The 23,043-nt window shown below is 39.7% G+C and carries 19 protein-coding genes, 1 pseudogene, 1 riboswitch and 1 other annotated feature; of the genes and pseudogenes, 9 read left to right on the top strand and 11 right to left on the bottom strand.

All coding sequences use genetic code 11. The features are described from left to right. Positions 1 to 4 precede the first annotated feature (4 nt). The 3 genes from FTT85_RS11395 to FTT85_RS11385 form a co-directional block, all read right to left on the bottom strand. Positions 5 to 667, bottom strand: coding sequence for an urea amidolyase associated protein UAAP2 (locus tag FTT85_RS11395; RefSeq protein WP_180183584.1), 663 nt, complete (start codon positions 665 to 667; stop codon positions 5 to 7). Between the two features lie 15 nt (positions 668 to 682). Further along, the gene (locus FTT85_RS11390) at positions 683 to 1,420 is read right to left on the bottom strand and encodes an urea amidolyase associated protein UAAP1 (protein ID WP_180183583.1); all 738 of its coding nucleotides are present in this window, start codon (positions 1,418 to 1,420) and stop codon (positions 683 to 685) included. 29 nt (positions 1,421 to 1,449) lie between these two features. Continuing rightward, positions 1,450 to 1,561, bottom strand: a riboswitch (guanidine-I (ykkC/yxkD leader). A gap of 196 nt (positions 1,562 to 1,757) precedes the next feature. Then, positions 1,758 to 2,651 carry a LysR substrate-binding domain-containing protein gene (locus tag FTT85_RS11385; protein WP_168377518.1) on the bottom strand — a complete coding sequence of 298 codons (894 nt, stop codon included), beginning with the start codon at positions 2,649 to 2,651 and terminating at the stop codon, positions 1,758 to 1,760. A gap of 190 nt (positions 2,652 to 2,841) precedes the next feature. On the opposite strand from FTT85_RS11385, the gene FTT85_RS11380 reads away from it, so the two are divergent. Then, on the top strand, positions 2,842 to 3,543 hold the full coding sequence (locus FTT85_RS11380) for an HAD family phosphatase (RefSeq protein ID WP_180183582.1): 702 nt from the start codon (positions 2,842 to 2,844) through the stop codon (positions 3,541 to 3,543). A gap of 90 nt (positions 3,544 to 3,633) precedes the next feature. On the opposite strand, the gene FTT85_RS11375 is transcribed toward FTT85_RS11380, so the two are convergent. The 4 genes from FTT85_RS11375 to FTT85_RS11360 form a co-directional block, all read right to left on the bottom strand. Beyond that, positions 3,634 to 3,951, bottom strand: a complete 318-nt coding sequence (locus FTT85_RS11375; RefSeq protein ID WP_373886890.1) for a hypothetical protein — start codon at positions 3,949 to 3,951, stop codon at positions 3,634 to 3,636. A gap of 224 nt (positions 3,952 to 4,175) precedes the next feature. Next, the gene (locus FTT85_RS11370; RefSeq protein ID WP_180183581.1) at positions 4,176 to 5,675 is read right to left on the bottom strand and encodes a succinate CoA transferase; all 1,500 of its coding nucleotides are present in this window, start codon (positions 5,673 to 5,675) and stop codon (positions 4,176 to 4,178) included. Between the two features lie 134 nt (positions 5,676 to 5,809). Beyond that, a complete protein-coding gene (locus FTT85_RS11365) occupies positions 5,810 to 6,979 on the bottom strand; it encodes a thiolase family protein (RefSeq protein WP_180183580.1) in 1,170 nt (389 codons plus the stop codon). Positions 6,980 to 7,081: 102 nt separating this feature from the next. Continuing rightward, positions 7,082 to 8,860, bottom strand: coding sequence for an acyl-CoA dehydrogenase C-terminal domain-containing protein (locus FTT85_RS11360; RefSeq protein WP_111884373.1), 1,779 nt, complete (start codon positions 8,858 to 8,860; stop codon positions 7,082 to 7,084). A 605-nt stretch (positions 8,861 to 9,465) separates the two neighbouring features. On the opposite strand from FTT85_RS11360, the gene FTT85_RS11355 reads away from it, so the two are divergent. Beyond that, entirely contained in the window at positions 9,466 to 10,071 is a 606-nt protein-coding gene (locus FTT85_RS11355) for a TetR/AcrR family transcriptional regulator (RefSeq protein ID WP_078190941.1), read from the top strand. A 66-nt stretch (positions 10,072 to 10,137) separates the two neighbouring features. Here FTT85_RS11355 and FTT85_RS11350 read toward each other — a convergent pair whose 3' ends face one another. The 4 genes from FTT85_RS11350 to cysK form a co-directional block, all read right to left on the bottom strand. Further along, a complete protein-coding gene (locus FTT85_RS11350; RefSeq protein WP_078190942.1) occupies positions 10,138 to 10,332 on the bottom strand; it encodes a heavy-metal-associated domain-containing protein in 195 nt (64 codons plus the stop codon). Positions 10,333 to 10,398: 66 nt separating this feature from the next. Continuing rightward, positions 10,399 to 10,818, bottom strand: a complete 420-nt coding sequence (gene cueR / locus FTT85_RS11345) for a Cu(I)-responsive transcriptional regulator (RefSeq protein ID WP_180183579.1) — start codon at positions 10,816 to 10,818, stop codon at positions 10,399 to 10,401. A 1-nt stretch (position 10,819) separates the two neighbouring features. Further along, a complete protein-coding gene (locus FTT85_RS11340) occupies positions 10,820 to 13,492 on the bottom strand; it encodes a heavy metal translocating P-type ATPase (RefSeq protein WP_180183578.1) in 2,673 nt (890 codons plus the stop codon). Positions 13,493 to 14,063: 571 nt separating this feature from the next. Continuing rightward, positions 14,064 to 15,062, bottom strand: a complete 999-nt coding sequence (gene cysK, locus FTT85_RS11335; protein ID WP_180183577.1) for a cysteine synthase A — start codon at positions 15,060 to 15,062, stop codon at positions 14,064 to 14,066. A 282-nt stretch (positions 15,063 to 15,344) separates the two neighbouring features. On the opposite strand from cysK, the gene FTT85_RS11330 reads away from it, so the two are divergent. The 7 genes and pseudogenes from FTT85_RS11330 to FTT85_RS11300 form a co-directional block, all read left to right on the top strand. Next, positions 15,345 to 15,650, top strand: coding sequence for a helix-turn-helix transcriptional regulator (locus FTT85_RS11330; RefSeq protein ID WP_180183576.1), 306 nt, complete (start codon positions 15,345 to 15,347; stop codon positions 15,648 to 15,650). A gap of 314 nt (positions 15,651 to 15,964) precedes the next feature. Further along, positions 15,965 to 17,701 (top strand): SulP family inorganic anion transporter, encoded by a 1,737-nt coding sequence (locus FTT85_RS11325; protein WP_180183575.1) that lies wholly within the window; start codon positions 15,965 to 15,967, stop codon positions 17,699 to 17,701. A gap of 204 nt (positions 17,702 to 17,905) precedes the next feature. Next, complete coding sequence (sstT, locus tag FTT85_RS11320) at positions 17,906 to 19,099, top strand: serine/threonine transporter SstT (RefSeq protein WP_180144509.1); 1,194 nt, start codon at positions 17,906 to 17,908, stop codon at positions 19,097 to 19,099. A gap of 34 nt (positions 19,100 to 19,133) precedes the next feature. Next, entirely contained in the window at positions 19,134 to 19,808 is a 675-nt protein-coding gene (locus tag FTT85_RS11315) for a YoaK family protein (RefSeq protein WP_180183574.1), read from the top strand. Positions 19,809 to 19,820: 12 nt separating this feature from the next. Further along, positions 19,821 to 20,357: a DUF2058 domain-containing protein gene (locus FTT85_RS11310; protein WP_168377529.1), complete on the top strand. Its 537-nt coding sequence runs from the start codon at positions 19,821 to 19,823 to the stop codon at positions 20,355 to 20,357. A 243-nt stretch (positions 20,358 to 20,600) separates the two neighbouring features. Then, a complete protein-coding gene (locus FTT85_RS11305) occupies positions 20,601 to 21,857 on the top strand; it encodes a mechanosensitive ion channel family protein (RefSeq protein ID WP_373886889.1) in 1,257 nt (418 codons plus the stop codon). Positions 21,858 to 22,281: 424 nt separating this feature from the next. After that, positions 22,282 to 23,043 (top strand): annotated as a pseudogene (locus FTT85_RS11300) (IS3 family transposase); the annotation flags it as partial. Next, positions 22,557 to 22,673, top strand: a sequence feature (AL1L pseudoknot). Its footprint overlaps the pseudogene before it by 117 nt.

Here is a 23,043-nt window from a genome sequence, read left to right as displayed (position 1 = left end):
GGTATTACTCCTCGCCTTCACGAATGATCAATTGAATTTTTGTTGGGTTATAGGCATTACATGGGTTATTCAGTTGTGGGCAATTGGAAATGAGGACGATTAAATCCATTTCCGCTTTCACTTCGACATATTTACCTGGTGCAGAAATACCATCATCAAACTTTAAATGACCCTCGCTTGTCACAGGAACATTCATAAAGAAATTAATATTTGGGCCGATATGGCGCACGTTTAAGCCATGTTTTTTTGCAATCGGATGTTGTGACAACGCAATCATGAAATTATTACGGCAACTGTGCATTGGAAATTTGTCATGTGCATAGCGAACAGTGTTGCTTTCACATGAACATGCACCGCCTAAGGTGTCATGACGGCCACAGTTGTCGTCATGTATGGTGGCAATTTTGTTGCCGAAATTAGTATAAAGTTCTGTACCTTTTTCTAAATAAATCTGTTGGTTAATGGCTAAGGTATCCGTTGCGCTATAGCGCTCTTCAGGATTCTGTGCAGAAATAAACAAGGTATCTACCGCTTGGTTGCCCTCTAAATCCACGATACGGAAGTATTGCCCTTTTTTGACTTCGCACATCCATGCTTCACCAGCAGGACAAACTTCGTTAAGGACTGATTTTTCTAAGCTGTTTTGTAAATTGGCTAAAGCTGTCATGATCATTCTCCCCAATTAAGCGCTGAGTGCGTAGTAACGGTTGTTGTTTTGGAATGCACGCTGATTTTGCGGGCAAGAATCACGGCAAACGTCGCTGTCGCCTAAAGGAAGTGCTTTAAACAGTGAAAGCTGAACATCGGCAGGTGCATATTCAGCGCTGTTATCTAAAGCATGAGGTGCTGATGATAAGAACACCAAGCAATCCATTTCAAAGCGCAGTTCAATGACTTGATTTGTATTGTCCGAAGCAACATAACTTAAGTTGCCATTGTCATCAGGTTGAACTTTAGAGAATAAATTTAAGGTACTGCTGAGGTCAGTTGCAGATAAGCCAAACTTGGTCATTTCAAGCAATAAGCTATCTTTGCCATTACGGTACATATCATTACGGGCATCTTGGAAAGTTTTGTTGCCGAATTGGTTTTCGATTTGCTGTGCGGTGCTTGGCGCACAGAACGCATCATTCCAGCCATGGTCATCTTTAACAATCGAAATCATCGCGCGACCTAAATCCGACGCCAAAATATGACCTGTACTTAAATAAGCCGTGTGCTGCCCCTTAAGACTATCTGGCATGTTGTAGCGTTCAAGCTTATCTTCACTATTTACACAGTACAGTGCCACATTGGCATTTTGCCCTAGCGATTTAAGCTGTAATACTGCCCCACGCTGAATACGCGCTGACCAGTGGTGTCCACCCGGTAAAAGTTCAGTCCATAGTGCTTTATCGTCATGATAATGTATTGTGCTCATTGCAGCCTCTGCCTAATTCTTAACTGTTTACCTCCCGGGCTTTTATCCCTCCGTGCAGCTTTGCTTTGAATTAAAACGAAGCCGTGAACTCTCGGTCGCGGTCATACATGAAGATGTATCGGAACCCTAGATCACTTTATGATGTATGTAGAAATGCAAAGGCTGTGCCAATTTAGTATTACCAATTTATATAAACGTAATACTGCTATTTATTAGACTTTTTTATAGTATTGAGCTATAGCATGACCAAATCGGGTGCAGCCCATGCACAAAATTGCTGCAAAAATTGCAAAAAAAAGCCCAAAATCATTTTTGGGCTTTATGTAATGCATAAAAATTATTTTACCAATATCTCGTGGAACATATGACGTAGCCATTGATGGCTGGTTTTATGATGGCAAGACATATGCCAATATTGCTTCACGCCATAGGTTGGAAATGCAATCGGTGCGTCAAATATTTTTAAGTTGCCGCGCGAAAGCAATACTTCACTCAAGTAATACGGCACAGTAGCAATCGCATCAGTGTCTTGCACGACTAAGCCCACACCTAAATAACTAGGTAAACGCATCAAAATATCACGTTTTAAATCAAGGTTAAGCAGCTCATTTTCAATATGGTAGTGCCCCATCCCTGCATCAATATCAATGTGCGACTCTGATAAATATTGCTCAGTTGTAATGGTGTCACCCTTTAATCGCGGATGATCCTTAGCTGCAATCACCACATAATATTGCTCAAACAGTTTTTGCTGATAAAAGCCGCTTTCCAAATGCGGTAAAAAACCCAGTGCCAAATCAATTTCACCATTCGCCATTTGATAACTGGTTTCAGTGGTAATCGGTCGTACATTTAGACGTATTTGTGGCGCGTGTTTTTTTAGATATTGGCTGATTTTAGGCAATAAAACCAAATGAGAAACATCGGTCATGGCTAGAGTAAATTGTTGATCTGAAATGGCTTGATCAAAATTAATTGTAAAATTATTAATGGCTTCGACTTTACTCAAGGCTTCGCTGACTAAAGGAAATAACTGACGCGACAACTCCGTAGGCACCATTTCATTGCCGATACGTAAAAATAAGGGGTCGTTATAATGCTGTCGTATTTTATTTAAAATATTACTGACTGTAGGCTGACTCATCTGCAAGTGTTCAGCAGCTTGTGACACATTTTTGTACTTATAAACATGAAAAAAAATGCTAAGAAGTTTACAGTCCAATTCAAACACGAAAGATTTAATCCCTAATTAAATATTGCAAGTTATGCTGTGCATCATCTGCTGAATTATACAAAAAGCCAATAACGAAATATTACTTTTATTGCAGATGAAACGCCAGTTTAGCCTGCTCAGTTGCATTTGGCTTTTCAACACTCCAATCAGTCCGCATAATAGACCCAGCACGAATTTGGATATCAACATGCTTCAAGGAAAAAAACTGGTTTGTTTTGATTTAGATGGCACACTTATCGACTCTGTTGGCGTGTGGAATCAGGTCGATGCAGATTTGATTCAACAGTTAACTAGACAAACCATCCAACTGGATTTAATTCAACGTGAACGTGACATTCAGCTGCAATTATTTAAAAACACACCAGACCCTTACTTAATGTACTGTAACTATCTAAAAGATACTTATAAGATTGAACAACACACAGCAGATCAAATCAAACAGCAACGTTATGCCATTTCACAGCATTTTTTAGAACATATCATCTTGCTTAAACCACATGCAGCGTTATTTGTTCAACAGCTCATTCAGCAAGGCATTCAGGTGGCAATTACCACCACGACCAGCCTGCAAAATATTTATCGATATCAAAAAAATATCAACATTTATCCAAAACTGCATTTTGAAAATAGTTTTGATCTGATCCTGACCCGTGAAAGTGTCAAAAATATTAAGCCGCATCCTGAAGTCTATTTACAGGCGATTGAACATTTTGCAGTAAGACCTGAAGAATGTTTAATTTTTGAAGATTCGCTCATTGGTGTAGAAGCTGCAAATGCAGCAGGCATTGAAGTGGTTGCCGTGTATGATGCATATTCAGAACACGAAATTGAGCAAATCAAAAATAAAGCGGATTATTTTATCCATGATTTCTCTTCGGTTTTGAACTGAGTTAAAGCAAATAAACATTCGCTTTAGAGTTAAAAAAGCAGCCCAATTTAGAGGCTGCTTTTGATATTTTTGCATCAATAGATAATTGATCTATTTTACTTTTTTATAAATTGATCCAGACCCGACTAAATTTCCAGTTTTTTCGTCAATCGCAAATTCAACAGCACCTGTACCAGAGTTTACAGCGAGTAGACCAGATTCAGCAACAGATGCAGGTACAGGATTTTTCTTTTCAGATTTACCACTTTGTTTATCTTTTAAAGTATTGGTAATGAAATAGTTTTCACCATTTTTACTAATAATCAGCGCATTTTCAAGTTGCGGATCTACTGCGGTATTTTGCCATGTTCCTACATAATCGGGCGCTGGACTTTGTTTACATGCCGTGAGGAGAACTGCGAGCAACATCGCAGAAAAAAATTGAATCTTTTTCAAAATACTGACCTTCTTTGTCAATGAATTTTGCATTATAGAAAGCCTTGAACAGAACTTAAGACCGTTCGTGTTGTGCAAAAGTTTCAAACCAAGTGCTGCTGTTTTTCTTTTGTCATGTTTTGAAACATTTGTAGTCTTGTCATAAAAAATAAGCCCACTTGATCATGGGCTTATTTAAAAATTTTCAATCTTTAGATTTATACGATTTGACGCATTGAACCAGTTTCTTCAAAAGTGGCATGCCAAGATAAAGCCTCTTTTAAAATATGCGGCGTTTGACCACCACGCTCACATGCGCGTTCAAAGTAGCTCAACAATGCTGCGCGATAATCTGGATGTGCGCAGATTTCAATGACTTTACGTGCACGCTCACGTGGTGAAAGACCACGTAAATCTGCCAAGCCCTGCTCTGTAACCACGATGTCAACGTCGTGGTCAGTATGGTCGGTATGACTCACCATTGGCACCACAGATGAAATCGCACCACCTTTTGCAATCGACTTGGTTACGAAAATGGCAATGTGCGCATGACGAGTAAAGTCTCCTGAACCGCCAATACCGTTCATCATTTTCGTACCCGTCACATGGGTCGAATTTACGTTTCCGTAAATGTCAAACTCAAGCGCCGTATTAATCGCAATAATGCCTAAACGTCGAATGATTTCAGGGTTATTGGATAGCTCTTGTGGACGTAACACAATTTTGTCTTTGTACTGATCAAAATTGTTCATCACGTGCTGTGCACAAGGCTCAGACAGCGTCATTGAACAGCCTGAAGCAAAATTCATTTTTCCAGAATCAATTAGCTGGAAGGTACAGTCTTGTAATACTTCTGAATACATTTCCAAATCATGGAAATTAGAATGCTCAAAACCTGCGAATACAGCATTGGCAATCGAACCTACACCTGACTGTAGCGGGCCTAAATTTTCAGGCAAACGCCCTGCTGCCACTTCACCTTCAAAGAAATCAATCAAGTGCTGAGCAATCGCTAGGGTTTCAGCATCAGGTTCATCCATTTTAAACTGGGTATCTGGCAGATCATTCAACACAATAGCTGAAATCTTATCGGGGCTGACATTGATCCCAATCGTACCAATACGTTCACCGACCTGAGTCAGTGGAATTGGCCCACGGTTTGGTCGCGCTTTAGGCACATAAATATCATGTACACCTTCGAGCACTGGGTTAATCGTGTTATCAATTTCAATAATCACATGATCTGCCATTTCAATGAAATTGGCTGAGTTACCACATGAACCTGTCGGAATAATTTGACCATCTTCGGTAATTGCAGTCGCTGCAATAACGGCCACATTAATGCGCGGTAAATTATGATGACGAATATTATCGGCCATTTCAGACAAGTGTTGGTCAATATACATGACCTCGCCAGCGTTGATGGCTTTACGTAAACCAGGATCTGCCTGATACGGATAACGACGTTCTATCGCATGCGCCGCATTGAGGCGACCATCGATACTATTTCCTAAACTAGCACCCGTTGCTAAAGTGATACGAAGAGGATGTGAAATTGCATGATCTGCAAGCGCTAAAGGAACCGTCTTTGCCTCACCTGCACCACCAAAACCACTTAAACCAACCACTGAACCATCTTGAATTAACTCAATCGCTTTTTCAGCAGACATTACTTTGTCGCGAAGGGAGAGTAAGCGAATGCGATCTAAACCATTCATAATTAAATCTCAAAAAATAAATATCTCAAAATAAACATCTTTTTTTCGCCATCCCAGCGAACTGAGATAGCGTTTGTTATTGCTTATCTAAAAACGTACTTATCTAAAAGCTTACTTATATAAATTGAGGCAAATTAAATCAGTTCAACCGCAATTGCAGTTGCTTCACCGCCACCAATACACAGTGCTGCGACACCTTTTTTACCGCCAGTGCGTTTTAAGGCATGAATCAGCGTCACAATAATACGTGAACCTGATGAACCCAGTGGGTGACCAAGTGAGCAAGCACCACCATGAATGTTCACTTTTGCTTCATCTAAGTTAAATCCATCAATCGCCAGCATTGTAACCATGGCAAATGCTTCATTGACTTCCCATAGATCGACCTCTTGTGCATCCCAACCGGCTTGTGCAAGTACTTTCTCAATAGCACCGACTGGAGCAATCGTGAACTCTGACGGATGCTGTGAATTTGTGGCATAAGCAACGACTTTTGCCAGTGGCGTTAAACCACGTGCTTGAGCCGTTTCTTCTGATGTAACCATCAAAGCTGATGCACCGTCAGAAATTGAGCTGGCATTGGCAGCTGTGATCGTGCCGTCTTTTTTGAATGCAGGACGCAGTGTTGGGATTTTTTCAGGCTTAGCACTTAATGGCTGTTCATCTGTGTCAACAACGACGTCACCTTTACGGCTTTTAACAGTAACTGGCACGATTTCATTTTTGAAGAAACCGCCTTGAATCGCTGCAACGGCTTTATTGAGTGAGTTGATGGCAAAAGCATCTTGCTGTTCACGGGTATAGCCTTTTTTATCTGCCATATCTTGTGCCAGAATACCCATCGATAAACCTGTCTCAGCATCTTCTAAGCCTTCTTGAAACATGTGGTCTGTGGTTTTACCATGACCCATACGATAGCCTGAACGCGCTTTTTCAAGTAAATATGGCGCATTTGACATCGACTCCATACCACCTGCAACCACAATATTGGCCGAACCGGCTTTAATCGCATCAGCTGCTTGCATCACCGCCTTCATGCCTGAACCACAGATTTTATTAATCGTGGTGGCACCCGTTGTATCTGGTAAACCTGCTTGACGCATCGCTTGGCGTGCAGGACCTTGTTTAAGACCAGCCGGTAATACACAGCCAAAAATAACTTCGTCAATATCTGTAGGTTCTAAACCTGCACGTGCAACAACAGCTTGAATCGCTGCAGCACCTAAGTCTGGGGCTGTACAAGATGAAAGTGAACCCTGAAAACCACCCATCGCTGTACGTACGCCATCTACAATTACAATCATTTCTTATTTCATCCTGTTTTAAATCTTTTAACCCCCAAGGAACCATGACTGGTTCCTCAGATTTTCCATCTTAATGTTTTTCACAGTGGTTTCGATGAAACCTTAAGATTGAGCGGTGAAGTATTCTTCGGATAGCTGCATGATAAGTTCAGAACCTGCTTTAATACGTTGAGCACGGGCAGCAAGGTCAGGTAGAACTTTCTCAACATAGAAATCTGCGAGTACCAATTTGTTTTGGTAGAAGCTCTCTGGTTTTGCAGCCGCAGCTTTGCTAATACGTGCAAACATATAAACGAAGCTGAGTAAACCAACAGCGTGCAGGTAATCGACTGCCACCGAACTGCTAAAGTCTGGGGTGGTCTTAGATTGTTCTACAATGAATTGCGTTAATGCTTCAACTTCGTCAGAAACTTGCAATGCTGCAGATTTAACTTTTGAATCAGCCATGGTTGCAGCAAAGTCACGAATTTCAGCAATGTATTCGGCAATAAATGCACCATTACATTTCGTGGTTTTGCGTCCAATTAAATCAATCGCTTGTACGCCATTTGTGCCTTCGTAAATCTGTGAAATACGTAAGTCACGAATGCATTGCTCCATACCCCATTCACGGATATAGCCATGACCACCAAAGCACATTTGCGCTTCTAAAGTAGCTTGTAGGGCTGTATCTGTTAGGTAGGCTTTTGCAATAGGTGTCAATAAAGCCACGCGGTCATTGGCTTTTTTCACTGCAGCTTCGTCAGTTGAATATTTTGTAATATCCAGTTGCTGGCCAACATACACAGCAAATGCACGAGATGCTTCGTTGTTGGCGCGTACATTCAACAACATACGACGTACATCACCATGTACTAAAATAGAGTCTGCTGGTTTTTCAGGAGATTTCACACCTGTCGCAGAACGACCTTGTAGACGATCAGTCGCATACTGTGCAGCATTTTGGTAAGCAAATTCTGCAGCGCCAATCCCTTGGATACCCATCGATAAACGTTCATAGTTCATCATGACAAACATCGCCGCAAGACCTTCGTTTTCTTTACCAACGATATAACCTTTGGCACCATCAAAGTTCATAACACACGTTGCAGAACCTTTAATACCCATCTTGTGTTCAATTGAACCCGCTGAAACAGCATTACGTTCACCGACTGAGCCATCGGCATTGACATGGAATTTTGGAACGATAAACAATGAAATACCACGTGAACCCGCAGGTGCATTTGGTGTTTTTGCTAACACAAGATGGATGATGTTTTCACACAGATCATGTTCACCACTGGTGATGAAAATTTTCGTGCCTGTAATATTAAATGAACCATCTTCATTCGGCTCTGCTTTGGTTTTAATGATCCCCAAATCAGTCCCTGAATGTGGTTCAGTTAAACACATAGTGCCTGACCATTCACCCGTATAAAATTTTGGAAGATAGGTTTCTTTTTGCTCTTGCGAAGCACGGTCATTAATCGCCATACCTGCACCCACAGTCAGTAGTGGATACAACATAAATGATGGATTGGTACTCCAAATCATTTCGTCAGCAAGTACTGTCAACATTTTCGGCATGTTTTGGCCGCCCCATTCTTCAGAAGCGCCTAAACCAACCCAGCCACCTTCAGCGAATTGTTTAAAAGCGTCTTTAAACCCTGTAGGCGTAGTAACAACACCATTACTAAACTGCGCACCACCTTCTTCATCTGCAGTACGGTTCAAGTCTAGAATAACGTTTTTAGAAAACTTAGCCATTTCTTCTAAAATGGCGTTTGCAGTCGCCATATCAATATGAGCTAAGTTTTCATTTGACTGCCAGAACTCATCTGCATTGAATACATCATTTAAGATGAAGTCCATGTCCTTTAACGGCGCATTGTATATTGGCATTGTACTTTCCTTTTCTACAGGCTTTGTCAGCGTCTTTGACAAAGTACTTTTTTAAAGTTGCACGCTCCCGCACAAAATCATCAAATCAATTTTGTGTGGATTTTTTAAAGATCTGTTTTTTCAGATAGATATCTAAAATGGATATAGATAATGTGTTTTTACCGACAAGTGGAAAATAACCACTTGATAATTTGAGCAGCATTATTTTATTACACTTAAATAAATTTATTGAGTTAACTAAATTTACAATTGGTAATTGATTAAAACCAAACATAATAATACCCATAATCATGTTTAATTTAGGTTGTATTAATAACATAACAACCAAGACCGTTTTGTTAAATGCTGCTTTTGTTGTAAAAGCGAAAAGACAATAAATTAAAAAAAATAAAAATGGAATTTTATTTCAAAAAAATGACCTCAAGGGTTCAGTTTTATTGACATTAATTTTATGCTATGAATTTTATATGTTTTACGCACTCTACTAATGTGTTTATTTTTAAACCAATTTATGTAATATTTGAGACCATAGTGGAATGTAAGATTCACAAGATTTAGCTTAAGCTAGGCTTGTTCACCCTCAAGATGTTTATGGAACAGTTATCATGAGTTCAGTACGCCAACAAAATTTTATCCTTCGCAAGGAAAAAATTTTAGCCATGGCAGAAACCCTGCTATTAGATAATAATCAAGACATCACCTTAAGTGAGTTAGCTTGTGAACTAGATATTGCCAAAGGCACGATTTATAAACATTTTAAAAGTAAAAACCAATTATATTTAGAACTGATTATCTTAAATGAAAAACGATTATTAGAAATTTCAAAAAAATATAATCATGATATTAAAACTTATGTTTCACAATATATGCTTTATAATATGTTGAATTCTAATAGAACTATATTATTACATGTCATTGAAGAACGCTTAACCAATAATGAACGTAAATTAAAAGAGTTATTTGAAGAGCTCTATCGTGTTCGTGAAGAACGTATTATTGAAATTAAGGACATGACCAGTGATTATTTAAAATCACTTGAAAGCGCAATGTCGATTCGTGATTATTTATCCTATATTTGGACGGTCACTTATGGTGCATCCCTACTCCTCAATTCAACGCATTATCAAAAATCAATCGGTTCACGTGAACGCTTAATCAAGCTATATATTAATCAGGCGCTGATGACGCCAGATAAAATTTCAGCCGTATAGAATTGATTTATAAATAAAAAATCCGAACAATTGTTCGGCTTTTTTTTTCATTAAACAATATCTAGGTTATGCAATCACAGGTGGGAAGCCATCTTCGGTTAAAGCGCTAATCAATTGCTCTGCACTGGCACTAGATTCAACGTCAACTAATTTTGTAGCTACATCAATAGTGACCGTTGCATTTTCGTCTAAGTCTTTAATCGTTGCTGTTACGCTACGGGCACAACCACCGCATGTCATATTATCAATACGAAATTTCATGATATTCATCCTTCTTTTCTAATAACAACACTATAAACCTTGCCACGATTGTAAGGTCAAGCGGATTTAAATCTTTGCTGTATGGCAGCACTCAGCCATGCCCGTTTCGATTTGATTTAAAATCGTACAATCGGCTTGATCATTACCGGCACAGCCATCGACGGACTGTTGCAAGATCTCAACCATGGCCTGTAAGTCTGCGATTTTTTGATTTAAGGTCTGGATATGTTTTAACGCCAATGCTTTAACTTCTACACTTTGCCGACTTTGATTTTTCCAAAGCCCAAGTAAATCTTTCATTTGTTCAGAAGAAAAACCTAAATCACGCGCATGTCTTAAGAAACTCAAGGTTTTAATATCGGTTTCCGAGTAAATTCGATAGCCTGCATCGGTGCGCTGTGCATTATTTAACAGCCCAATCGATTCATAATAACGGATCATTTTTGCAGAAATGCCCGAAGCTTTTGCTGCTTGTCCAATATTCATCTCAAGACTCCTGAAAAACTGGCCCTTTAAATGCTTTTAAACGTAAGGCATTTGACACAACAAACACCGATGAAAGTGCCATTGCACCTGCGGCGAACATAGGTGAAAGCAATATGCCAAAGAATGGATATAACACACCTGCAGCGACAGGAATCAATGCTGCATTGTAAATAAATGCCCAAAATAGGTTTTGGCGAATATTATTCATCGTCGCAGTACTCAGTGCGATCGCTGTCGGTACCATTTGTAAATTACCCGACATAAGCACAACGTCCGCGGCCTCTATCGCCACATCTGTCCCTGTACCAATAGCCATGCCGACATCTGCTTGCGCAAGTGCAGGCGCATCATTAATGCCATCGCCGACAAAACAAACAACACCATGTTCTTTTTGCAATTGTTGTACAGATTGCACTTTTTGGTCTGGCATTACTTCAGCGATCATATGATCAATCTTCAACTGTCGTGCTATGGCAGTGGCAGTATGTCGGTTATCGCCTGTAATCATGGCCACTTTCAGCCCTAAATCATGCAAAGCTTGAATGGCTGTAAAGGTTGTAGCTTTGATCGGGTCGGCAACAGCAACAATGGCAGCAAGCTGTTGATCGATCGATACATAGAGCGGGGTTTTGCCTTCATTGCCCATGCGTTCCGCCAGTGATGAAAAGATTTGTGTATCTAAACCAAGTTTATGCATCAAATGATCTGCACCGATATAAATGCTTTGTCCTTCAACAACGGCCTGAATCCCAGCACCAGTCACGGAATCAAACTGTTCAACCTCTAAAAGTTGCACTTGCATCTCTTTCGCAGCTTGTACGATGGCATAGGCAATTGGATGTTCAGATTTCTGCTCTACGGAGGCCAATAACTGAAATACACTATCTTTATCAAATGCTTCAGTGACTTCAAAATCTGTCAGTTTCGGTTTACCTTCCGTCAATGTCCCAGTTTTATCGACCGCAACCACTTGCGTATTTTTGAGTTGTTGTAAGGCTTCACCTTTACGGAACAATACTCCAAGCTCTGCACCTCGCCCTGTACCGACCATAATAGACGTTGGCGTTGCCAAACCCATTGCACATGGACATGCGATGATCAGAACTGCTACAGCATTGACTAATGCATAGGTTAAACTCGGTTCAGGTCCTACAACATACCAAACTAAAAAGGTGATCAAGGCCAACGCCATCACCACCGGTACAAACCATAACGTGACTTTATCCACCAAAGCTTGAATCGGTAATTTTGAACCCTGAGCTTGTTCGACCATATGGATAATTTGTGCCAAAACAGAATCTTGACCTACCGCAGTGGCTTGTATTTTCAATGCCCCATTTTGGTTAATCGTACCACCGACAACTTCATCACCGGCTTTTTTCTCGACCGGAATCGGCTCTCCACTGATCATCGATTCATCAATATAACTGTTCCCAGACACTACAGCACCATCAACTGGGCAACGTTCACCAGGCCGTATTTCAATCAACATACCTGTTTCAACATCACTAATCGGCAAATCTATATAGCTTCCAGATTGCTCTACACGTGCTGTTTTGGGTTGCATGCCGACTAAGTATTGAATGGCTTGCGATGTTTTACCTTTGGCTTTCGCCTCCATAAAACGACCCAAAAGAATCAACGCCACAATTACTGCAGCTGCTTCAAAGTACACATGAACCGTACCTTGCGGTAATAATTGCGGAGCAAATGTTGCAACACAAGAAAAACTATAAGCAGATAAAGTCCCGACTGCGACCAAAGAATTCATATCCGGGGCAAGTCGCGCAAGTGCTGGTATGCCGTGCTGATAAAAGCGTCTTCCGGGTAGGATTAACACCAAAGTGGTTAATATAAACTGAATATACCAACTATTTTGTGTCCCTAAATTATGCGCAATAAAATGATGAAAAGCTGGAATCATGTGTGATCCCATCTCCAAGATAAAAACAGGAACAGCGAGTACCAATGCGATGATTAAATCACGCTTGAGTAACCGAGCTTCGTCGGCTTTTTTTTCTGCCATTGTGGGTTGTTGCTGCGTAGCAACGGTCGCACTATATCCCGCTTTTTTAACTGCCGCGATCAATTCTTGTGTTTTTGAAGCGGGAGCCTGAACAAAAGCTTTTTCACTGGCTAAATTTACCGTTGCTTTATTGACACCTTCTACAGCGTTTAAAGCTTTTTCAACCCGTGCCACACATGAAGCACAGGTCATACCGTCAATATTTAATTCAATATTGGGCTGTGCAATATGAAAGCCTGCTTTTTCTACGGACTTCGCCAATACAGAATTTTCAACAGATGCCAATGCCGTAATCGTGGCTTTTTCAGTTGCCAAATTCACTTGTGCATCGATGACTTCTGGAACTGTCTTTAATGCTTTTTCAACACGTGCAACACACGATGCGCAAGTCATCCCTTCAATTTCAAGTTCAATCTGCTTTTGTGCAACGCCAAAACCGGCCTTTTCAACGGCCTGAATTACAGCAGAATAATCCACATTTTTATCACTCTGAACATGTGCTGTTTCAGTGGCTAAATTCACTTGAGCATCAGTGATGCCATCGACTTTTTTTAAGGCTTTTTCCACCCGTGCCACACAAGAAGCACAGGTCATCCCTTCAATAGCAAGTGTGCCGTCAAAAAGTTTGCGTTCTGTCGAATCTGTCATGGCAACATCCCAATTATATGTGCTTGTTTTGGCTTATAGCTTAAACTTTACCATAATGGGAAGGTCAAGTTTTTCTGACTCACAGCAAGGCTTTTCTTTAAGGTATAAAAAATTTCGTAGATTCAAAAATATAATCAATAATATTGAATAATGATTATTTAATTAGTTTATTTTTCTGATATTAAAACTACACCTTTCCTCATTATTCAGTAAGATAGAGATTCGTGACCACCAAACGAATTACTCTCTTTCGCATGTACAAACTGTCGAACATTTGCTTTAACTGCGCATATTTGTGTGCTTTTTTATTTTTAATTTTAAGTTGGAGTCAAGATCATATTGATGTTTGGCTCACTCAAGTGGTTATCCCTGCTGTCACGATATGCATACTCTTAGGCTTCCTGTTTAAATACATCGCTCGAAAGTTAGGACATTAACCGCCTAAACGAAAAATTAAACAACAAAATCCCAAAAACGATGATCAAGACGCGGCTTAAGACACGTACAAATAGCAAAATCATCAATAAAAAAGCCCATTCAATTGAACGGGCTTTTTTTCATGTCAGAATTATTAGTCAGCACTAATATCTTCAAATAAAACGGAAGAAAGGTAACGTTCACCACCATCCGGTAAAATGACCACAATGGTTTTGCCTGCATTCTCAGGACGTGCAGCAAGTTTTGCCGCCGCAGCCATAGCAGCACCGCTAGAGATACCCACTAAAATACCGTCATGAGTAGCCGTTTTACGTGCCCACTCAATTGCTTCTGCACTTTCAATACCGATCACTTCATCAACAAGGTCTAGATCTAAGTTACCCGGAATAAAGTTAGCGCCAATCCCCTGAATTTTATGCGGCCCAGGAGTCAGTGTTTCGCCTTTTTTCGCTTGGGCGATAATCGGAGATTCAGCCGGTTCTACCGCAACAGAATAAAGCGGCTGATTTTTCACTTTTTCAAAATAACTTGAAATGCCAGAAATCGTACCACCTGTACCTACACCCGATACTAAAATATCCACTTTACCACCAGTTGCTTCCCAAATTTCTGGGCCAGTGGTCAATTCATGAATTTTAGGGTTTGCAGGGTTTTCAAACTGTTGTGGTAAATAATACGTTTCAGGATGTTCGGCAACGAGGCGCTGTGCTTCTTCGACTGCACCTTTCATGCCTTTAGCAGGTTCAGTCAATATGAGATTTGCACCAAAAGATTTTAACACCTTACGGCGTTCGATACTCATACTTGCTGGCATGGTTAATGTAATTGCATAACCTTTCGCAGCTGCAACAAATGCCAAAGCAATGCCTGTATTGCCACTTGTAGGTTCTACAATATGCATACCCGGTTTTAATAAACCTTTTTCTTCTGCATCTGCAATAAGAGCAGCACCCACACGACATTTCACTGAAAATGCTGGGTTACGGCTTTCAACTTTAGCCAAGACCGTTGCATCTGACTGAATCGCACGATTAATACGAACTAAAGGTGTATTACCAATCGCTTCAGCGTTATTACTATATACTGCGATACCTAAATTACTCGTTGCTGGAAAAGCTGAATCTGTTGTCATGACTATTTATCCCTTGTGTATTTATTGAATACGATCTTTAGATGATACAATTATTTTCAAAGTGTGCATGATTTTTTAAGCTAATGTCTTATATTTATGTGCATTTTGTGAAAGCTTGCACTAAAATCAAGCAATAAATTTAACTGATTAACTAAATTTAAACTTATAAAAATTAATGATATTTGATTTCATAAAAAACCATAGAAATTGTCTTATTTATTCAATGTATTAAGCCGTGATATCCGTATACTTGAGCTGTTGTTAATCGTATGGACATATCCAATGAATACCGATCTGGAAATCACTACTATGCGTGATTCTGCCGAATTAGTCGTGGGCGTTTTAAAGTCGCTGGCAAATACGGATCGTCTACTAATTTTATGTCATCTAGCACAGCAAGAATTGAATGTGTCTCAGATTGAAGAAATCACTGATATTAAACAGCCAACCCTCTCACAACAACTGATGATGTTACGCAAAAGTGATGTTGTGACCACGCGTCGTGATGGAAAGCAAATTTATTATTCAATTAAAGATGCAAATTTAGTTCAAGTTCTCAATACTCTTTACCAATTGTATTGCAACTAATCTTATAAATAACACTCAGTTATTTTAAAATTTCAAGCCAGACATGCTGTTCTTGCACCACTATAGATGAATTATCGCAATGGACAGCAATTCAATATCTCAATTTACCCTCCAAACTTCTTCAAAATATCTATATTTATATCGAATATCCAAAGCTTTAAATCAGCTCATACTTTTCATTAATTCATTTAAAATGATGGTTTCTTACATATCCCGTAAATAAGCAGCGATATTGTACGGTCAAAATTTATTGCACAAGACTTCTTAGCATTTTTTATGCATAATATATATGAAATTGTGATTTATATAAATTTATGTCAGATTTAAAACCCCATTTCTTACAGAAATTTCCTGCTTGGCAGTGGTTACAGCACTACAGCCCAGTGAAATTTAAATCTGATGTACTTGCTTCGCTGATCGTGATTGCCATGTTAGTCCCTCAAGGTATGGCCTATTCCATGCTGGCAGGTTTACCTCCAATCATGGGTTTATATGCCAGTATTTTACCGATGATTGTCTACGCCCTCATTGGTGGAAGCTCAACCTTATCGATAGGCCCTGTGGCAATCATTTCGATGATGACCTTCGCCACGCTCAATCCACTATTTGAAGTCGGTTCGCCTGTTTATATTGAAGCCGCTACACTTTTGGCCTTAATGGTCGGACTGATTTCTCTACTTTTGGGTGTACTACGTTTTGGTTTTTTAATTCAGTTGATCAGTCATCCTGTCATTAAAAGCTTCATTATTGCTTCGGCACTGCTCATTGCACTTGGTCAGTTTAAGTTTCTCGTCGATGTCCCGCTAAAAGCCAACAACATCCCTGAGTTTGTTTTAAGTTTGTGGGAATATCTGAGTTTGACTCACTTTGCTTCACTCATCTTTGGTGTGCTGGCCATACTATTTTTAATCTATGTACCAAAAATGTTGGCCACTCAATCAATTCAATCTCGATTCGGCTCTACTGCCTTTCTAAGTAAAGCACTTCCATTGATACTAGTGGTGATCTCAATTGCATCGGTGATGTTATTTGACCTGCAAAATGTCGGCATTAAAACCGTCGGTGAAATTCCTTCAGGATTTCCACCCTTAAGCTTTCCACATTGGAACTGGGAACTGGTACAAACCTTACTGCCCGGTGCAACAATGATTGCCATGATCAGTTTTGTTGAGTCACTGTCTATTGCCCAAGCCACTGCCTTACAACAACGAAGCCAACTCAACAGTAACCAAGAGTTGGTCGCTCTAGGTTTAGCCAATCTAAGCGCTGGGGTTAGCTCTGCCTTTCCAGTGACGGGTAGCTTATCTCGTACAGTGGTTAATGCAGATGCAGGTGCAAAAACCCCGATGGCAGGTGTGTTGTCGTCATTGCTGATTATCGTTGTCAGTCTCTACTTCACTGGTTTTTTCCAAGACTTACCTTTAGTGATCTTGGCGGCCACAATTATTGTTTCCATTTGGAAATTAGTCGACTTTAAACCTTTTGTGGATACATGGCGTTATTCAAAAGCTGACGGGATTGCGATGTGGGTGACCTTTTTCGGTGTGGTGTGTATCGATATTTCTACAGGTCTCATTATTGGCATCATTTCTACCTTTATTCTGTTGTTATGGCGCATCAGTCGTCCACATATTGCGGTGATCGGTTTAGTCGAGGGCACACAGCACTTCCGCAATGTACAGCGCCATCATGTCTATACCGCACCACATATTCTCTCGCTCCGTATAGATGAAAATATCTCGTTTTTAAATGCCAATACGCTTAAAGGTTTCCTGATCAATGAAGTCAGTGAAAATATTGATCTAGAGCATGTTGTTATCAACTGCTCAAGCGTCAGTTCAATTGACCTCAGTGCCTTAGAAATGTTGGAAGATTTAAATGCTGAATTATCAAAATTAGATATTCGACTGCATTTTTCCGAGGTCAAAGGCCCTGTCATGGACAAATTGCAGCACTCAAAATTACTCACGCATTTGAGTGGTCAAATTTTTCTCACCCACTATCAAGCCGTTACTGAGCTTGCGACAGTCAGTTCTGAGTACCAAATTTAAAGGCCTATTAGCTCACTGTTTAATCAATGCGAATTTGATAAACAGTGAGTTTTGAAGGGTTTACATTTTAATACACAAAAATAGATTATAAAAAACAAAGTTTTATTTTTAAATTAAATTATTTTTTAAGCATTCCACATTTTCGTATAAAATACAGGGCTAATTTTCATCATTTTGTCATTGTAATTCTGACAAGGCTCTCCTATGTTTTCAGCATTTACACGCTTGAGTTTAGTAACCCGAATTATTATCGCCATTATTTTAGGTGTATTGGTTGCTGTCGTCGCTCCGGGCGTTGCACCCTATTTAAGTTTGCTTGGTGATTTATTCATTAAGGCATTGAAATCCGTAGCACCGATACTGGTCTTTGTACTTGTACTGTCATCCATTGCAAATTTCAAAGTGGGCAGCAGTAATTCTTACATTAAACCGATTATGTTGATGTACGCTATTGGTATGTTCCTTGCTGCTTTAAGTTCAGTAGTAGCAAGCCTTTTATTCCCAATTACATTAATTTTGGATGTTGCTGCAGAAAATCTTGTTCCGCCAGGCAGTCTTGCTGAAATATTGAAAAACTTATTATTAAGTTTTGTCGCAAACCCTGTTACAGCCATTTCAGAAGCAAATTTCATTGGAATTTTAGCTTGGGCTGTTGCCTTGGGTATTGCATTTCGCCATGCATCAGATACCACTAAAGTTTTCTTATCCGATGCTGCTGATGCGGTGAATAAAGTAATCCGTTTAGTGATTAACTTTGCACCTGTCGGTATCTTTGGTTTGGTTGCTGTTACATTTGCCGACTCAGGTCTAAAAACGCTTGTTAGTTATGCGCACTTACTTGCTGTATTACTCGGTACCATGTTTTTTGTAGCTTTGGTCATTAACCCACTAATGGTGGCATTTATGACTCGCTCAAACCCGTTCCCATTGGTTTTCCAATGCCTACGCGAAAGTGGTATCACTGCATTCTTTACACGTAGTTCAGCTGCAAACATTCCTGTAAACCTTGACCTTGCAAAGCGTCTTGGTGTCCCCGAATCAACTGCAAGTGTAGCGATTCCTTTAGGTGCAACTGTCAATATGGCAGGTGCATCGGTCACAATTACAGTCCTCACACTAGCAGCAGTTCATACTTTGGGCATTTCTGTTGATTTCAGCACAATGTTGATTTTATCAGTCGTTGCTACCGTTTCTGCATGTGGTGCTTCAGGTGTTGCTGGTGGTTCATTGCTGCTTATTCCAGTGGCTTGTGGCCTGTTTGGTATTTCAAGTGATATCGCGATGCAAGTTGTAGCCATTGGTATGGTTATTAGCGTACTTCAAGATTCAACTGAAACCGCTTTAAACTCTTCGACTGACGTATTATTTACAGCTGCAGTAGACCGTGGTTTAAGATAATATCCTGATATTGGATACTTTTTAAGGCGAGGCCATGCCTTTTCAGACTTTACCGCTTTGGATACAACTGGGTGCTTTTTTTCTCGCAGTGAATGCAGGAATGATTAATGTACTCGGCCTGGTGACGATCTTGCACCAGTCGGTATCTCACATGACGGGTAATGTCAGTATGTTAGCCATGGCTTTAATTGCATGGCAGCCGGCTACAATTATTTATTTGATTTTAGTGTTGCTCTGTTATGTGATTGGCTCATTTTATAGTGGGCTTATTCTTGGAAATAGTCACTTTAGCTTAACGCGACGTTATGGCGTCCCATTAAGCTTGGTGGCTTTTTTTATTGTCCTATGTTGGCTACTATTGCCCTATTTTCCACGTTACGCTTTGCTTTGGGCATGTGTGGCTATGGGTGTACAAAATGCAATGGTTAGCCACTATAAAGGTACCATTATTCGTACCACACACCTTTCTGGTGTTTTGACGGACTTAGGTTTGGCTTTGGGTTATAAAGCCCGTGGACTTCCGGTTGAGTCGAAACGTGTGGTCTTACATTTATTAATTTTGGCGGGATTTATCGTTGGTGGCATACTTGCCAGTTGGCTTTATCCTTATTTAAAATTAAACGCATTCTTGATTCCTGCCGTACTCAGTTTAATCATGAGCGCGGTATATTGGATCATCTATTTTCATTATCGACATATACACGATTAGTTGGAACGTACTATGGTTAAAAATGCATTACAGGCGCAACTGCTTAAAGCAGGTCTGGTCGATAATAAAAAGGCAAAAAAATTGTCTAAACAAGCCGTACATGAAAAACGTACTGGTGAAAGTAAAGATGCTGAAATCAAGGCGAAAATTGAGCAAGATCAGCAGCAGAAAATGGCCAAAGATCATGCTTTAGAGCAAGATCGTAAAGCAGTTTTGCAAGAAAAAGAATTAAAAGCTGCCATCATGCAAATGATTAATCAGCATAAAATTCGTGATACCGATGGCGAATCGACCTATCAATTTATCGATGATGCCAAGATCAAAAAGCTTTATATCAATCAGCAAATTTATAATGCCCTTGTTGCGGGTAGTCTTGTTATTGCACGTGAAAATAGCAACTATGCTTTTTTACCAAAAGAATTAGCCGACCGTATTAATGCGAAAATGGAAGGCTTTATTATTGTGAATAACTCTGAAGTGAATGAGCAAACCACGGATGAAGAAGATCCGTATGCAGCTTATGTAATTCCTGATGATTTAATGTGGTAAGCACTTCAAATCACCAATGAAGCTCCCAATTTGGGAGCTTTTTTTTAGCTCAACGTTCATCCATTTCAGTCCATAAATATCGGTTATACCTTCAAAAAATCATTTCTTAGCACCCAATAAGTAACATTATGGACTATACATGTAGTAACTCCGTAAAGTTTACGAGTATAAAATTGCTTATATAATCATCATAATTACAATAGTTTGATGATTAACCCTTTCATTTACATCAATAAGAGTAGGATGATTTTGGAAAAAATTCAGTTCATTAAAAATATTCAAGATTGGTCAGATCAATACCCTTGGCTAGAAATGCTGACTTCGCTCAGTCTTATTATTATTTTTGCCATTATCGCAAATTTTATCGCCAAGCAAATTGTGGTACGCGGTATTCGTAAGCTCGTGTCTAAAATGGCCTTTAGCCACAGTCAAATTTTGTCAGAACATAGTGTGATTAAACGCTTTGCCAACATTGTTCCAGCAATTGTAATCTTAAATGGCATAACCACAGTCCCACATTTATCTGTGAAGTTTATCTCAATCGTTCAAATGGCTTGTCAGGCCTTTATCTTCCTGACCATTGCTTTAGCCATTTCTGAATTACTAAATATTTTTAATCTGATTTATCAACGTAATCCAAAATCTAGAAACAAACCAATTAAAGGCTATTTGCAGTTGGTCAAATTGATCATTTTTTTGGTGTGTGGCCTGATGATTTTAGGTACTTTCCTGAAAAAAGATGTATTTACATTACTCGCAGGCTTTGGTGCTATGGCGGCCGTGCTTATGTTGGTTTTTCAGAACACCATTTTGTCACTGGTGGCTTCGGTACAAATTTCTTCTTATGATATGGTGCGAATTGGTGACTGGATTGAGATGCCGTCGCTTAATGCAGATGGCGATGTCATTGATATGTCATTACATACCATAACCGTGCAGAACTTTGATAAGACTTTTACCACGATTCCAACCAATAAATTGGTGACTGATACCTTTAAAAACTGGCGTGGTATGGCTCAGTCAGGTGTTCGTCGTATCAAACGCTCGCTTTATATCGATCAAAGCTCTATTCATTTCATGACACAGGATGAGCAAAACAAACTCAAAGAATTTTTATTACTAGATCAATATCTTGATCATAAGCATGAAGAGCTTGCTCAGTTTAATCAGCAACTTTCAAATCAATCGAAATATAATCAGCGCCGTTTAACCAATCTTGGGACCTTTCGTGCCTATGTAGAATTCTACTTACAACAGCATTCAGGCATTGCCCAACACCAAACGATTTTGGTGCGTCAGTTACAACCCACGAGTGAAGGCATACCTTTAGAGATTTATGCTTTTAGTAAAACAATTGCATGGAAAGATTATGAAGCGATTCAATCGGATATCTTTGACCATCTGATTGCAATCACACCTGAGTTTGGTCTTAAAATCTATCAAGCCCCTTCTAGTGCCGATTTTAAAGACCTCGTTCAACCAAATGCCGATAAAAGCTAAGACTTAATTGCGCATCTCCCCATGTATATTTGAAGAAGAAATTCTTTAGGTTAAAGAATTCACAATGTCGATTGAATATATATTGGGGGCGTTTTCTTTAAAAGCTATTCGACATCTGCTAGTGCTTGTTTATCGCGCAATGCAAGGATTTAGAGCAGGCTAGATAAATGCGCTGATCGTATAATTTCCTAAAAATATAATGCATCTGAAACAACTAAAAATAATTAACTGATGTTACGCACATAACAGTAATTTCACATTTTAAAAATGATTTTTAATTCTATTCGACGGAGTCTTACATCTAGGGGGTGAATAAAGGGATTAGCCTTCGGCTGGAGGTACTTTTGTTTTGGCAAAAGCACCCAAAACCATTGTGAACCGTACCGGGTTTGTCGGAGACTCAGTATTCTGAGAGAATGTTCCGATGACCAAATTAAAATATACCCCTGAAATCAGAGAAAGAGCGGTTCAATTATTGATTGAATCTGAAAAAGACTATCCATCTAATTGGGCTGCGATCACAGCTATTGCGCCTAAGATTGGTTGTACTCCTGAAACACTTCGTGCTTGGCATCAAAAGCATTTAGATGAGCAAAATCCTATCAAAGTACAACAGATCTCTGATCAAGAAAAAATGAAGCAAATGGAACGTGAAATCAAAGAATTAAAGCGTGCCAATGAAATTCTGCGTAAAGCAGCCGCTTTTTTCGCCCAGGCGGAGCTCGACCGCCCACACAAATAATGGTGGATTTCATCCATAACAATAAGGCGTTATATGGTGTTGAGGCGATTTGTAGGATTTTACCGATCTCAGCTTCTACCTATTATCGAACACTAGATATTGCTGAAAACCCAGAACATCGAGCAAAGCGAGATCTACATGATTTGCATCATGCTGAACAAATTAAACGAATTTGGAAAGAAAGTTCAGGTCGATATGGTGTACGTAAAGTTTGGCAACAACTGAAACGTGAAGGTTATGTTATTGCACGCTGTACAGTGGTTCGCTTGATGAAGAAGCTAGGTATACAGGGTGTTTGGCGTGGGAAGAATAAACACACCACCCGTAGCCGAGATGATCAAAAAAGAGCGGATGATTTAGTGAAACGTAATTTTACTGCTGATTATCCAAACCCTTGCGAAGCGATGCTTCTCAGGTCGGTGACTTCACGTATATTCAAACTCA

It is taken from the genome of Acinetobacter sp. YH01020 (assembly GCF_013420275.1).
Taxonomy (GTDB): domain Bacteria; phylum Pseudomonadota; class Gammaproteobacteria; order Pseudomonadales; family Moraxellaceae; genus Acinetobacter; species Acinetobacter amyesii.
This window is presented reverse-complemented; position numbering and strand designations above follow the sequence as displayed.